The 14,303-nt window shown below is 36.8% G+C and carries 16 protein-coding genes; 9 read left to right on the top strand and 7 right to left on the bottom strand.

Features of this window, described 5'->3' with window-relative positions:
• Positions 1-84 precede the first annotated feature (84 nt).
• On the top strand, positions 85-1,242 hold the full coding sequence (locus QKW49_RS05975; RefSeq protein ID WP_282866639.1) for a YibE/F family protein: 1,158 nt from the start codon (positions 85-87) through the stop codon (positions 1,240-1,242).
• A gap of 44 nt (positions 1,243-1,286) precedes the next feature.
• Here the strand turns inward: QKW49_RS05975 and QKW49_RS05970 are convergent, their stop codons facing one another.
• Positions 1,287-2,942 carry an AMP-binding protein gene (locus tag QKW49_RS05970; protein ID WP_282868074.1) on the bottom strand — a complete coding sequence of 552 codons (1,656 nt, stop codon included), beginning with the start codon at positions 2,940-2,942 and terminating at the stop codon, positions 1,287-1,289.
• A 30-nt stretch (positions 2,943-2,972) separates the two neighbouring features.
• Positions 2,973-3,527 (bottom strand): XRE family transcriptional regulator, encoded by a 555-nt coding sequence (locus tag QKW49_RS05965; protein ID WP_282866638.1) that lies wholly within the window; start codon positions 3,525-3,527, stop codon positions 2,973-2,975.
• 240 nt (positions 3,528-3,767) lie between these two features.
• On the opposite strand from QKW49_RS05965, the gene QKW49_RS05960 reads away from it, so the two are divergent.
• Both QKW49_RS05960 and QKW49_RS05955 read left to right on the top strand, forming a co-directional pair.
• Positions 3,768-4,085 (top strand): hypothetical protein, encoded by a 318-nt coding sequence (locus tag QKW49_RS05960; protein WP_282866637.1) that lies wholly within the window; start codon positions 3,768-3,770, stop codon positions 4,083-4,085.
• 69 nt (positions 4,086-4,154) lie between these two features.
• Complete coding sequence (locus QKW49_RS05955; protein ID WP_282866636.1) at positions 4,155-4,388, top strand: polya polymerase; 234 nt, start codon at positions 4,155-4,157, stop codon at positions 4,386-4,388.
• A gap of 57 nt (positions 4,389-4,445) precedes the next feature.
• On the opposite strand, the gene QKW49_RS05950 is transcribed toward QKW49_RS05955, so the two are convergent.
• On the bottom strand, positions 4,446-4,598 hold the full coding sequence (locus QKW49_RS05950; RefSeq protein WP_282866635.1) for a hypothetical protein: 153 nt from the start codon (positions 4,596-4,598) through the stop codon (positions 4,446-4,448).
• A 62-nt stretch (positions 4,599-4,660) separates the two neighbouring features.
• Here QKW49_RS05950 and QKW49_RS05945 point away from each other — a divergent pair, with 62 nt between their 5' ends.
• On the top strand, positions 4,661-4,870 hold the full coding sequence (locus QKW49_RS05945; protein WP_282866634.1) for a hypothetical protein: 210 nt from the start codon (positions 4,661-4,663) through the stop codon (positions 4,868-4,870).
• 79 nt (positions 4,871-4,949) lie between these two features.
• Here the strand turns inward: QKW49_RS05945 and QKW49_RS05940 are convergent, their stop codons facing one another.
• Complete coding sequence (locus QKW49_RS05940; protein WP_282866633.1) at positions 4,950-5,072, bottom strand: hypothetical protein; 123 nt, start codon at positions 5,070-5,072, stop codon at positions 4,950-4,952.
• Between the two features lie 247 nt (positions 5,073-5,319).
• On the opposite strand from QKW49_RS05940, the gene sulP reads away from it, so the two are divergent.
• Together sulP and QKW49_RS05930 are read left to right on the top strand one after the other, a co-directional pair.
• On the top strand, positions 5,320-6,948 hold the full coding sequence (gene sulP / locus QKW49_RS05935) for a sulfate permease (RefSeq protein WP_349239125.1): 1,629 nt from the start codon (positions 5,320-5,322) through the stop codon (positions 6,946-6,948).
• A gap of 94 nt (positions 6,949-7,042) precedes the next feature.
• Complete coding sequence (locus QKW49_RS05930; RefSeq protein WP_282866631.1) at positions 7,043-7,723, top strand: VanW family protein; 681 nt, start codon at positions 7,043-7,045, stop codon at positions 7,721-7,723.
• Positions 7,724-8,035: 312 nt separating this feature from the next.
• Here QKW49_RS05930 and QKW49_RS05925 read toward each other — a convergent pair whose 3' ends face one another.
• Both QKW49_RS05925 and QKW49_RS05920 read right to left on the bottom strand, forming a co-directional pair.
• On the bottom strand, positions 8,036-8,719 hold the full coding sequence (locus tag QKW49_RS05925; RefSeq protein ID WP_282866629.1) for a response regulator transcription factor: 684 nt from the start codon (positions 8,717-8,719) through the stop codon (positions 8,036-8,038).
• Between the two features lie 312 nt (positions 8,720-9,031).
• Positions 9,032-10,531, bottom strand: a complete 1,500-nt coding sequence (locus QKW49_RS05920) for a HAMP domain-containing sensor histidine kinase (protein WP_282866628.1) — start codon at positions 10,529-10,531, stop codon at positions 9,032-9,034.
• A 192-nt stretch (positions 10,532-10,723) separates the two neighbouring features.
• Here QKW49_RS05920 and QKW49_RS05915 point away from each other — a divergent pair, with 192 nt between their 5' ends.
• The gene (locus QKW49_RS05915) at positions 10,724-10,834 is read left to right on the top strand and encodes a DUF3789 domain-containing protein (protein ID WP_282866627.1); all 111 of its coding nucleotides are present in this window, start codon (positions 10,724-10,726) and stop codon (positions 10,832-10,834) included.
• On the opposite strand, the gene uppS is transcribed toward QKW49_RS05915, so the two are convergent.
• Positions 10,823-11,479, bottom strand: coding sequence for a polyprenyl diphosphate synthase (gene uppS, locus QKW49_RS05910; RefSeq protein WP_282866626.1), 657 nt, complete (start codon positions 11,477-11,479; stop codon positions 10,823-10,825). The genes QKW49_RS05915 and uppS overlap by 12 nt on opposite strands.
• Positions 11,480-11,631: 152 nt before the next feature.
• Here uppS and QKW49_RS05905 point away from each other — a divergent pair, with 152 nt between their 5' ends.
• Both QKW49_RS05905 and QKW49_RS05900 read left to right on the top strand, forming a co-directional pair.
• Positions 11,632-12,654, top strand: a complete 1,023-nt coding sequence (locus tag QKW49_RS05905; protein ID WP_282866625.1) for a tetratricopeptide repeat protein — start codon at positions 11,632-11,634, stop codon at positions 12,652-12,654.
• A gap of 209 nt (positions 12,655-12,863) precedes the next feature.
• A complete protein-coding gene (locus QKW49_RS05900) occupies positions 12,864-14,219 on the top strand; it encodes a glucose-6-phosphate isomerase (protein ID WP_282866624.1) in 1,356 nt (451 codons plus the stop codon).
• Positions 14,220-14,303 lie beyond the last annotated feature (84 nt).

Genomic DNA, 14,303 nt, shown 5'->3' with positions numbered 1-14,303 from the left:
GCTTTAAAGCCCAGCTATTCAACATTTTCTTATGTGAAGCAATCATTTTTGGTTTCAAATCTGCTATTTAGAGGAGTTAATGATATGAAAAACGCAATACCTATTTTAACTATAATAATATTGATTGCAGTTACTCTTGGACTATTTATATATGATGATACTAAAGTATCTGAAAAGATCGAAGATGTAGTGGAGACGCAGGCTATTGTGATAGAGGTAGATAACAGCAATGTCATACAATCGAATGTATCGAGTATAGGTTACCAGTTGCTCACAGTAAAAGTACTGCAGGGTAAATACAAAGACCGGGAGACAGAGGCAACCAATAATATGCTGGGGAATCTGGAAATGGATAATTTCTATAAACCGGGAGATAAAATTATCGTTGCACTGTTAGAGAAGAATGATCAAATATGGGATGCTAAGGCATTGGATATGGATCGGCAGCAGTGGGAATTAATACTATTTGGTGCGTTCGTCTTATGTCTGGTTCTATATGCCCGTATTACGGGACTGAAAGCGTTATTTTCTTTTATCGCTAGTTTATACGTTATATGGAAGTTATTTATACCTGGTTTGCTTAAAGGAGAAAATCCCTTGATTCTAGGTACGATGGTACTAACATTACTAACTGCTCTTATTATTTTTTCTATCGCCGGATTCACTAGAAAAGGTCTAGCTGCATTTTTAGGTACTATGAGCGGTATGATCGCAACCATAGGACTTACGATACTATTTGGAATGAAACTGAGACTGGATGGATTAACCGAGCCTTATGCCGCCACGCTTTTAATTAGCGGGCACTTGGACCTGAATATGAGGCACATTTTTTATACAGCCATCATTATTGGTGCCTCGGGAGCTGCCATGGATATCGCAATGGACGTAGCTGCTTCAATGGAAGAAGTAATGCTGAAAAAACCTGATATTGGTGTGAAGGAGCTTATACAATCAGGGTTTAATGTGGGAAGAGCGGTGATTGGTACTATGACCACGACACTGCTGCTGGCATATTCGGGTGGCTATTTGACACTATTAATGCTGTTTATGACAAAGAACTCAAGCTTTATAAGAATTATGAACTTAAAGATTGTGTCTGCAGAAATCATGAGAACAGTAGTCGGAAGTATCGGACTTGTTCTTGTTGCCCCTATCACTGCGATACTGGCAGGATGGATCTATACCATGAATGTTAGTTTTCTGCACAAAAAAGCCGTCGCTCAAGAGTTGAAGGAGGAATAAAAATAGTACAGCCTGGGCTGTACCATTTTATTCTTTTCTTTTATTTAATTGGAATCTTTTTCTCGAAGTTCCACTCTTCTGATTTTACCGCTGATGGTTTTTGGAAGTTCAGTAACAAACTCCACGATTCTAGGATATTTATAAGGAGCGGTAACCTTTTTAACATGCTCCTGCAGTTCGATTTTTAGTTCCTCAGAAGGTATATAACCTTTTGCTAATACAATCGTAGCTTTTACAACCTGTCCTCTAATAGGGTCAGGAACGGCGGTGATTGCGGTTTCCATTACGCCGGGATGCTCCAGCAAGGCGCTCTCAACCTCAAAAGGTCCTATTCTGTAGCCTGAACTCTTAATGACGTCATCCGATCTGCCTACAAACCAGAAATAGCCGTCCTCATCTTTCCATGCCATATCACCGGTATAGTAAATGTCATCATACCAGACACGTTGTGTCAGCGCAGCGTCACGGTAATAGCCGTCAAACATGCCGGTAGGCAGTCTTTTATCAGTTCTAATCACAATTTGTCCTTCTTGGCCTGCATCGCAGGAATTGCCATTTTCATCGATAATATCTATGTCATACCCCGGGGATGGTTTACCCATTGAGCCAGGTCTCGGTTCCATCCAAGGGAAGGTAGCAATAGATAAAGTGGTTTCGGTTTGTCCAAATCCTTCCATCAGTTTAATGCCGGTCGTTTTTAAAAACTGGTTATATATTTCAGGATTTAGGGGCTCGCCTGCAATGGTACAATATTTGAGACCGGATAAGTCATATTTACTTAAATCTTCTTTAATTAAGAATCTGTAGATGGTCGGAGGAGCACAAAAAGTAGTAACTTTATATTTTTCCAATACCTCTAAAAGTCCTTTTGGGGTAAATTTTTCATAATCATATACAAAGACGGCACTGCCGCAAATCCATTGGCCGTAGATTTTTCCCCAAACCGCTTTTGCCCAGCCGCTGTCGGCCACAGTATAGTGAAGCCCGTTATCCTGAACATTATGCCAATATTTTGCTGTTACAATATGACCGAAAGGATAATTAAAGTTATGTTGTACCATTTTCGGATGTCCGGTAGTACCGGATGTAAAGTAAAGCAATGAAATATCTTCAGCGGTAACTATATCTTGTCCCGTAGCTTTCTCAAAGCTGCTGCCGGCTTTTTCAATTTCATCATGGAAATTATACCAACCTTCACGATGACCGTTGAGCATCACCTTATGAAGCAGGGTAGGTGATTTTTCTTGAGATTTTTCAATATTTTGGATGACTTCATCATCAGAAACCGAAACAATCATTTTAATGTCTGCAGCATTATTGCGGTAAACATAGTCTTTGGTAGTCAATAAATGGGTAGCTGGAATACAAATCGCACCAATCTTATGTAATGCAAGAATACAAAACCAAAATTCGAACCGTCCTTTTAAAACCAGCATGACCGGGTCACCTTTTTTGATCCCCAGTGATTTGAAAAAATTCGCAGTTTTATCGCTATAGTATTTTAACTGAGAAAAAGTATAAGTGGCATTTTCACCAGCGTCATCACACCATACCAAGGCCATCTTGTCCGGCGTATTAGCAGCGATTTCATCCACAACATCATGGGCAAAGTTAAAGTTTTCCGGAATATTTATTTTGAAATTTTTAATAAAATCTTCATAAGAAGTAAAATCTACTTGATTAACAAACTTTTCTAACATCATATTTATACGTCACCTCATCTAACGTGATTAAATAATAATAGCTAAAAATTTAGCCGGTTTGCCGTTCAGTGCTTTCATACCATGCTTATAGTTGGAATCAAAATAAAGCGAATCACCTTCGTTTAATATAATTTCATGGTTATTAATAATGATCTTTAATGAGCCCTCAATAAGATAGTTGAATTCCTGCCCGGGATGCGTATTCATTGAAATGGGTGCATCTTCAGGGGACGGGTCAACAGTCACTAAAAACGGCTCAGCTTTTTTATGGATAAAATTATAGGCCAGGCTTTGGTATTTATATTGTCTTCTTCTTTCAACACCGACACCTTTGTCTTTTCTGACAAGTGCATAGGTATGTAGCTTGGGTGCATCTCCTGTAAGGATGGCGGATAGTTCAACATTGAACTTATTTGCGATTTCATATAGAAAGCTTACGGGAATATCTGTGTTTCCGCTTTCATATTGTTCATATAATTCGTTGGAGATATTAAATTCCTGAGCCAATTCATGAATAGAACAACCGGAAATCTCTCTTAGTTCCTTAATTCTTTGCGCGATTAGTCTGATTTGTTCGGACATAAAAACACTCCTTTCGTAAGGTCAGAAATTTTAATGTTACCATCAATGTTATCAGAAATACCGATAAAAATAAATGTAAAATTCATAAAAAAGCATGAAAAATGCTAAAAAAAATTTTGTATAGCAGAATACATTAATTTCGATAAAATTTTTTTAAAAATACGCAATCAAAACTTGATTAAAACTATAAATAAGGTGGTAAATAATAATATAATAATAAAGCATTAAGGAGGAATAAATATGCTGTGTTCGGAATTAAAAGTAGTGAATTTAAGTATTACTGAAGATTTTTATGAGTACAAAGGTGTTTTTAGGTTATGTTCTGAAGAAAAGTGTATGGACGTTGATTTGGCTGAGCTAGACCATGGGAATGTACTCAAGGATATTAAAGGAACTTTTGGTTTGTCGGAAGATGATAGCACCGTTAAGAAGATTATCATGGAAAAAATAATGGAAGCAACAAAAATAGAATCACGAATTGTTGAGGGGAAGGACTATAACGAAAGCTCAAAAATGAATAAAACCGAAAGGAAAATAAATTCTTTGGATATGGCATAATTTTGATATACATATTACAAATATTGTGATAATATGATTTTAATATAACGTTGAAGGGGTGTATTGTAGTTGAAGATTAAAAATATTTCTAATGTTAATCAATTTTTCGATGTTTTGGAACATTGTAAAGGAAAAGTAGAGCTTGTCACGTCAGAAGGAGATAGACTGAACTTAAAATCCAAGCTATGTCAATATATCATGCTTACTAAGATGTTTTCGGAGGCTAAGATTGATGAAATTGAAATTATTGCTTACGAGCCTGAAGATACTCAAAGATTGTTGGATTACTTGATAAGAGGATAGATTTTTGTAAATAGCGATGACAGCCGCGGGAACAGATTTTGCGGCTGTCATTTTTATTTAAAATAACATAGGGGCAAAACTTTTCAGAAATACAACAGCAAAGATCATTACGCCTATAAAGACTGCTATTTTAAGGGCGAATTTAAGTAATTTGGAAATCATGCCGAATACGATGAATGCGATGATGATTGCAATGATATAACCGGCCATGTATGAACACCTCTCATATTTTAAAATAAATTGCTTACAATATATTATATAGGAGGGAAGCTATGTATACAATGAATAATCTGATAAATATTGTAAACAATGATAAACGCAACAATTATGATTTGCATGATAGTATTAAACATATTGCTTGTCATTTAAAAGAATATTCAAAAGAATCGCCAAATAGTACACTAACGATAGAAGAGTTAGCGCAGCTTTTTGGAATATTGGAAGAAAAATCCGACCGGCGTGCAGGGCCGTTCTACAGTTGATGCAGCGTTAAAAGAATAGTAGAACAATAAAAGGAAGATAGGCATATGACAGCACTATCTTCCTTTTATTGTTCTATTATTATTTCTTGTCAGCACATCCGTAAGATCCAAATCCTCTGCCATTGAAGAATAATAATAAGAATAAAATGATGAAAAATAAAATTTCATCGTCGCCGTTAAAGAAATTTCCTAAAAAACCCATGTTTAAACCTCCTAATGTTTGATGGTAATATATAGTATGCATTAAGTAATAAAGGTGTTACTTGTATTTGATTTCATATGCATGATCAGAAAGAAAATCAAACATATATTGTACCTATAAATAAACAAATCAAACATATTGATTTTGAAAAAGCACAGGAGTAAACTATAAGAGTTGTGCAAATATATTGTAGATACGAAAGAAGGGGCTCAAGTTGCAAAGGCTAAGACCAAAATTACTTACAACGATGAAAAATTATACTAAAAAACAATTTTTAAAGGACATTACCGCCGGGATCATTGTCGCGATTATCGCACTGCCTTTATCTATCGCACTGGCGATTGCTTCAGGTGTTTCGCCTGAAAAGGGACTGCATACTGCCATTATAGCAGGCTTTCTGATATCGATGCTTGGTGGGAGCCGTGTGCAGATTGGCGGTCCAACCGGTGCGTTTATGGTGATTGTTTACAGTATCGTGGTACGGTTTGGTATAGATGGATTGATTATTGCAACATTTCTTGCGGGAATAATCATGATTTTAATGGGTGTTTTAAAGTTAGGCAGCATCATTAAGTTTATACCCTATCCAATTACAACAGGTTTCACCAGCGGGATCGCCGTAGTTATTTTTTCATCGCAAATAAAAGATTTTTTCGGATTAAAAAGTGGGGAGGTACCCGCAGAATTCATAGATAAATGGAAAGTTTACTTTCAATCCTTTAATACTATCAGTATACAAACAACAATTATCGGAATAGTGGCATTAATGATTATCATTTTATGGCCCAGAATCAACAGAAAAATACCCGGTGCGTTGATTGCATTAATCGTAACATCTATTCTTGTAAAGCTATTGAATTTGGAAGTAGCAACCATTGGAACAAAATTCGGGCAATTATCTTCTGCGCTTCCGGCAATACAATTCCCTAATATCAGTATGGAACAAGTATCGCTATTAATTGCGCCGGCGTTTACAATTGCCATATTGGGATCGATAGAATCTCTACTTTCCGCAGTGGTTTCGGACGGTATGATTGGTGGCAAACACCGGTCAAACATGGAACTGGTTGCGCAAGGGATTGCAAATATGGGTTCAGCATTATTTGGAGGCATCCCGGCAACAGGTGCAATAGCGAGAACGGTGGCAAATATCAAAAATGGCGGGAGAACGCCTGTTGCGGGCATGGTTCACGCTGTCACGCTATTATTGATTATGGTTATATTTATGCCATTGGCAAAAATGATTCCATTGACGTCTTTAGCGGCTGTTCTTATTGTTGTAGCCTATAATATGAGCGAATGGAGAGAGTTTAAAGAGCTTTTTAAATCACCAAAAAGCGATATTACCGTATTACTTGTTACGTTCTTTATTACAATACTGATTGACCTTGTTAAAGCCATTGAAATCGGGATGGTATTGGCAGCACTTTTGTTTATGAAGCGTATGGCGGATGTATCAAATGTAAATGTAATGAAGATGGACGCTTCCGAGGAAGATGATGAAGCTGCTTGCAGTTATGAAGAAGAAAGTAAAAAAGTTCAGACACCGGAAGGTGTTCAGATTTATGAAATAAACGGACCATTCTTTTTTGGCGCGGCAGATAAGTTTTTGGAGGCTGCAGGAGAATTAGGGCATAAAACAAAAATTTTAATTATCAGAATGAGAAATGTACCGTCTATGGATGCAACGGCGCTGCATGCGTTTAAAAGAATGATTCATACTTGTAAGCATAAAAAAATCTTAATTCTTATATCCGGAATCAATCAACAGCCGCTTAATGTTCTTAAAAAAGCCGATGTATATGATATTATCGGTGAACAATACTTTTTTAATAGAATTGAAGAAGCAGTTCAATTTGCTGTGGATTATTATTAATTGAAATTATTTCATTGGATGAATTATTTTTTATGTAAAATAATAAGGATAGGTGTTATTTTGCAAAATCAAACACAGATGGAGTGGTCATTCAATGTTTAAGAGAAATAAGATTAAAGCATGTTTATTGAGTATATTGCTCATTATTTTTTGTGTTACAGCATGTAAAACGAATAATGCACCAACACCACAACCTGAGTCTTACTCAAAACCGCCATCCGGGAGTCAAAAGCCTTTGACAGATGAAAATATTGACAATGAGATTAACTATATACAGACGCCAATGACGACACCTGCCCCCAATCCGGAGCCCTCTGTTGCGGTTGATGAGGCAATAGGATATTTTCAAACCACCTTATTGGATCAGAGTAAATCCAGGCTGCACAATATTACATTGGCTTCGGAAAAAATAGATGGATTTGTTTTACAACCGGGACAAGTTTTTTCATTTAATGAAGTAGTGGGGCAAAGGTTACCGGAAAGGGGATTTAAAAAAGCGATTGTTCTTATAAAAGGGAAAAGAGGGTATGAAGAAGGCGGCGGAATATGCCAGATAAGCAGTACTATGTTTAATGCTGCTGAAAAAGCAGGAATGGAAATCGTAGAGCGGCATTCTCATTCCAAAGATGTTCATTATTTGCCGCTGGGAAGAGATGCGGCCATCGTTTACGGTGAGCAAGATTTGAAGTTTAAGAATACGAGAGATTTTCCCGTAAAATTACATGCATATATAGAGGGCGATAAAATGGTTACTTCAATCACAAGAGCACAATGAGATATAGCACTTTATATCTATTTGACATAACAAATTTTACAGATCATTATACTGTTAAATAAACTAATATCATCTAAAACGGAACGCCACAGGGGGCGTTCCCTACGAATTATGGAGTACAGTTTATATCAATTTATAAAAAGATCAAGTGATTTTGTAGGGAATGGCCCCCGTGCCGTTCCGATAACTTCAAGTATGTAAATATCGGTATCTTAAGTTGGCCACATTGCAGAGTCGTCCGCGCCTACAAGAATACGCATGATATTTAAGTTATACATTTACAATAGGCTCAAGGTTACATGAAATATATGTTTAATCTTTTTTTCTATTGGAAAGTCTATACCCGTATCCACGGACGGTTTCGATCATATGGCTGTAGTCCTCCAGTTTGCTTCTCAATCTTTTTACAGTGGTATCTACTGTTCTGGCATCACCAAAGTAATCGTATCCCCAAACTTTGTTTAATAGTTCGTCACGGGAAAAAGCAGTTTCTTTATTTTGGATTAATAAAGAAAGCAAATCGTATTCTTTAGGGGATAATTCCAGGTCTTTGCCGTTAAGCAAAGCACGATGGCTTGCAAGATCCAATTTAAGCGCATCAATAGAGATAGCGTTTTCTTCGATTTTTATTTTCCCCGAACGTTTTAATAATGCTTTCACTTTCGCTATCAGAACTTTCAGACTAAATGGTTTGGTAATATAGTCATCAGCTCCAAGCTCATACCCGAAAAGCTTATCTTCTTCTTCACTTCGTGCAGTAAGCATGATGACGGGAATATTACTGGTATCCCGGATTCTCTTCATTACCGTCCAGCCGTCCAGTTCAGGGAGCATGATATCCAGAATGATGATGTCAGGCTGAAGGTTTTCGAATTTCTCCAACGCATCTTTTCCATTGTCCGATTCTATAGAAGAAAAACCTTCCTTACTAAAATAGTCTCTCATAAGCTTTCTTAATTTAGGTTCATCTTCAACGATAAGAATTTTAATAGGCATATATATTCTCCTTTATTGTGTTAATCTAGTGGGGAGTGGGGAGTGAACAGTGAGGTGAAAACCTTCCCACTAAAATATATCTAAGTATTTTTGTTGTCATTATATTGTATTTGCGGGTGGACAGAGTCGTCCACCCCTACGGTATATAGGTGGTTGTGAAAAAGTCGAATTCAGCACATAGAGAAAATCGGACATGGGGACTGGTCTGCTGTCAGGCCTGGTTTTTGGCCGGACTGCGGCCCTGTCCCCGTGTCAGATTTTCGAACGATTAAGCACTTTTTTACATCCCCCTATATAACTTGGTGTACCAAATCATATAGATTCATTTTGTTGTGGCAGTAAGGGGAGGGTGACCCAAAAACGGACGCCGTTTTTTTCATTAACTACCCCTACGTTTCCGCCATGTTTAAGGACAATGCTTTTAACGATGGATAATCCGAGTCCGGTACCTCCGGTTTTCCTATTTCTAGAGCGGTCCAGTTTATAAAATCTTTCGAAGATTAACGGGATTTCTTGCTCCGGAATGGCAGAAGCATCATTATATACCGAAAAAACAATTTCTTTCTCTTTTTTCAACTGTACTGATATTTCTCCGTTTTCATTGCCATGAGCGACACTGTTTTTGAGAAGATTTTCAAAAACTTGCTTCAACTTTATAGGGGCGCCAATGCACCATAGACACTCTTTAGTGATATTAAAGTTCACAGTCCTATTATGGTTTTTTGCATAAGCGGTAAACCTTTTTTCAATTTCTTCAATGAGTAATGTTATATTAACTTTCTCCTGTTTTATATAGGTCTGTTCTGATTCCAGCTTTGCCAGTTCCAGAAGGGAATCAACCAGGTTTTTCATATGAAATGCTTCATCACGGATCGCAGTAATGTATTCGGCAGGATCATCGGCTATTTCATCCAGCAGTCCTTCACAGTAACCTTGGATAATACTGATGGGAGTCTTTAGGTCATGGGATACATCGGTAACAAACTGTTTTCTGATAGTATCTAATTGCTTTTCTTTATCCAATTCCTGCTTTAGTCTTACATTTGTATCCTTCAAAGCAGCCATATTGGTTTTTAATTTATCCGCAACCAGATTTAATGTAATCCCTGTATTCTCGAGTTCTTTTGAGAATCCGACAGAGATCTTTTTTGAATGGTCAAATGATAAGGATGCAATGTTCATGACCTTTTGGTTAATTTTTGATACATTTTTAGTAATTTTATTGGATATTAGCCATGACAATGCTGCAGAGACCGCAATGCCTAAGAGTGCAAACCACAGAAAAAGGGTTTGAAAAATACTTATTGCTCTATTAATGGGTTGTAGTGCTGATTGGGCTATCCAAATGATTCCGTTGTCCCATTGTTGAAATACCACCAGTGTGTCTATGTTTGTCCGGCGGCTGGTATAGCGAAATACGTTATTAGCATGTTTAACTTTATTGGTTACGGTATTGATCAAATCGGTGATTTCCATAGGAGATAAGGAACCATGCTGTCCCATTCCCATGCCTGGACCACGAACAATCTGAGGATAAGGAATACTATTGGTATTCTGATCATATAAAATAATACGGTTACCTGTATCAGGTTCATAAATATTTACATATTCCAGATAATCTTGAAGTCCGTTCGTATCAAAAAAAGTTTCATGGACTGTACTATCGTGGGTGAGAGAAGAAGTTACTTTATGCATATAATAGCTGGGTGAAATAAAAGTAAAAAAGCTCCAGATGATTAATACAACCAGCACTGAATTAATAAGAAATAAACAGAAAAACAACTGGAAAGTAGATAGTCTTGCTTTCATCATGAGTATAACCCCCGTATGTTTTATAAATATCATATCAGTTTTTTGTGACATTTCAATGACATTTTTCATACAATTGATAAGAAAATCGTTTTAAGGAGAATGGGTGAGGAAAAAAACCATCTATAAAAAACAACTTAATTGTGCATATTATTATTAGAAAGCAAGTATAGAACTATATATGGAGGTAGGAAAATGCATTGGACTTTAATATTTCTTGCAGGCGTTTTTGTAGGAGGTACAGTAGGTGTATTAGTCACAGGATTATGTGTTGCAGCTAAAGACGGAGATAGATCAACCCCCTAAAGTGATGTCTTGCTGTTGATACCATGCAAGCGCATCATGTAAGTGTTGATCTTTATAATCCGGCCAATAATCGTCTACTACATAAAAATCTGCATAGACCGACTGCACAGGAAGTAATCCGCTTAATCTTCTACGGCCGCCCCAACGTATGATTAAATCAATCCTTGAGATGTCGGAAGAAAACAAATGTTCATGTACCTGACCTACAGTTCGGATATTATCTGAAGTTATCTTTTTAAGAAAATTTAAATCCCATTCCCATCCGTAGTTTACAAGGAAATTAATCTTTATAATTCCTTTACCCATTTTTGTACGCTGTGTATATTGCAGCAGCTGTTTTGGAAATAAGGGTGATTGGGTATTTCCAATTACCAATAGGTTTGCATCTTCTTCTTGAGCTAACAGTTGTACCGCATCTACGCATGCTTTTTGAAATGCTTGCACTTGCACCGGAGGTCTTTTAGTATTATCTTGGGTAAATCCATAGAAAGTAATTTCTTTTATACCTACTTGTTTACATAGACGGTATAGCCTCAAACCGGGGTTTAAGCCTTGATCATATCCTTGTTCTTTAGATAATCCGCGTTCTTGAGCCCAACGTCTGTTGCCATCGGGAATGATTGCTATATGTTTTGGTATACGCATTTTAGTCCCTCCTCTAGTTTTACTAAGAAGTATTAACATAAACCTTTTGGGATATACTTGAGATTTTAATAAAATCATATGAATGACTTGAATTAATATTCTATGATCTAGTATCATAATATCAAAAGGATAAAAACATAAAGGTGAAAAATATGAACAAAACAATTATTAATCGTGCCAAAAATTACAGAATACTGGCTATGCAATTTTATGAGAATGGAGATGCGGAAAAAGCGCTGGATTTATTAAAGAAATCTTTAGATATGAATCAAAATGATGAAATTGCTTTTTTTCTTTTGGGAAATATTTTTGAAGATCTCTTAAGACAGAACGAAGCACTAGCGGCATATAAAAAAGCGCTTGAAGTGAATCCCGCATTGGCAGAAGCATACTATAATATCGCTATCATATATGATAAATTGGATGAAACGGAGAATGCTGTAGATTACTATAAAAAAGCCATAGAAATCAATCCTTGTCTTTCCGGTGCTTATTACGGCATCGCAATTATTCTTGATGATAAGGGCAATAAGAAAGAAGCGCTCGAATACTATCTCAAAACCGTTCAAAACGATCCGATGTATGATAGAGCGTATTTCTATATTGCAAATATATATGATGAATTGGGTGAAAAGGAAACCGCTTTGGAATACTATAAAAAAACGGTCGAAGTTGCTGAAGATGATTATATCGCCTATAATAATATGGGTAGTATCTTAGAAGAAATAGGGGAGTATGAAGAATCATTAGAGGCGATACAAGCATCAATAGATATTAATGCTGAATATTTTAAATCACATTTTAACAAAGGAGTGGTTTTGGCCTATTTAGGAAAGAAACGGGAGGCAGTAAAAGCTTATGATAAAGCGTTGGAAATTAATCCCGGGTACATTGATATATATAACAATAAAGGGGTGCTGCTTTTGGAACTTGCGGAGCTGGATGAGGCAATTATCGCTTTCAGTAAGGCAATAGAGCTGGATAGTGACCATGAAGCAAGTTATTATAACCGGGCTTGCTGTTACGCATTAAAAGGGGATAGCAATAATGCCGTAAAAGATCTGGAATATTCTATTCACCTTAATCCGCGAAATATTGCTTTTGCCAAGAAATGCAGTGATTTTGATTTGATTAGAAAAAGCAGTAATTTCCGGAGAATAATTAAGGAAGGGTAATTTAATAAAGGTGCTTGATTTATATAGCAAGTTATAATAGAATAACTTTGAAAAATACTGGTAATCAATAAACTGTGGCCGTCAACGTATTATATATAACGCATTAAAGTTTTTACATTGGCAAACGGTTTTGAGGTGGTGTATGTGTCCGTAATTTCTTTAATGCGTTATATATAGATTGACCGGCTAACTTTTACAGGAGGTATAACATGGTACAAAAATTGACATTTGATTATTCCAAGGCGCTTACATTTTTTAATGAACATGAGATTTCCTATATGGAAAAGATGGTTGAAGCGGCGCATTCAATGCTTCATAATAAGAATGGTGCCGGTAATGATTTTTTAGGATGGGTAGAATTACCCAAGAACTATGATAGGGAAGAATTCAGCCGCATAAAAGCTGCTGCTGAAAGAATAAAGAGTGATTCTGATGTTTTGGTTGTGATTGGAATAGGCGGCTCCTATTTAGGCGCGAGAGCCGCGATAGAAATGCTGGGGCATTCCTTTTATAATATGCTTCCGAAGACGGTAAGAAAGACCCCGGAAATTTATTTTGCCGGAAATAATATAAGTTCTACATATCTGTCCGATTTGCTTGAGGTATTGGGAGATAAGGATATCTCGGTTAACGTTATATCCAAGTCAGGAACAACCACTGAGCCGGCTATCGCTTTTAGAGTATTTAGAGAGTTACTGGAAAAGAAATACGGTAAAGAAGGAGCAAAAAAAAGAATATATGCCACCACTGATAAAGCTAAAGGCGCATTAAAGAGTCTGGCCGATGCAGAAGGGTATGAATCATTTGTGATTCCTGATGATATCGGAGGAAGGTATTCGGTGCTGACGGCGGTAGGGTTACTTCCGATCGCAGTAAGCGGTGCGGATATTGATATGATGATGCAAGGGGCATCAGATGCATGTGATCTTTACGCAAACCCCTCTCTTGCCGACAATGATTGCTATAAATATGCCGCTGTGAGAAATATACTGTATAGAAAAGGAAAGACTACCGAATTGATGGTAAATTATGAACCGGCACTGCATTATTTTTCCGAATGGTGGAAACAGCTTTATGGTGAAAGCGAAGGAAAAGATAAGAAAGGTATTTTCCCGGCAGCCGTAGACTTATCAACCGACCTTCATTCTATGGGACAGTACATTCAAGAAGGGCTAAGACATATCTATGAAACGGTACTGAATGTTGAAAATCCAAGAAAAACCATGACACTTACCGAAGAAAAAGAAAACATAGATGGCTTGAACTTTTTAGCAGGAAAAACAATGGATTTTGTAAACAAGAAAGCATTTGAAGGTACATTACTAGCTCACACCGATGGAGAAGTACCAAATCTAATATTAAACATTCCAAAGCTGGATGAGTATTATTTCGGCAGTTTGGTATATTTCTTTGAAAAAGCATGCGGTATCAGCGGATACCTATCGGGAGTAAATCCTTTTGACCAGCCGGGAGTAGAAGCTTATAAGAGCAATATGTACGCGCTGTTGGGCAAACCGGGTTTTGAAAAGGAAAAAGAAATTCTTGAAAAGAGATTAGGAAAATAAGATAATTGTATTGTAAAAATTGCATTTGAAATATGTGTTATTTTTGATACAATGAGAATGGGTTCTATTTATAGGTAGGACCCA

Origin of the sequence: Petroclostridium sp. X23 (assembly GCF_030013905.1) — a bacterium.
Classification (GTDB): Bacteria; Bacillota; Clostridia; order SK-Y3; family SK-Y3; genus X23.
This window is presented reverse-complemented; position numbering and strand designations above follow the sequence as displayed.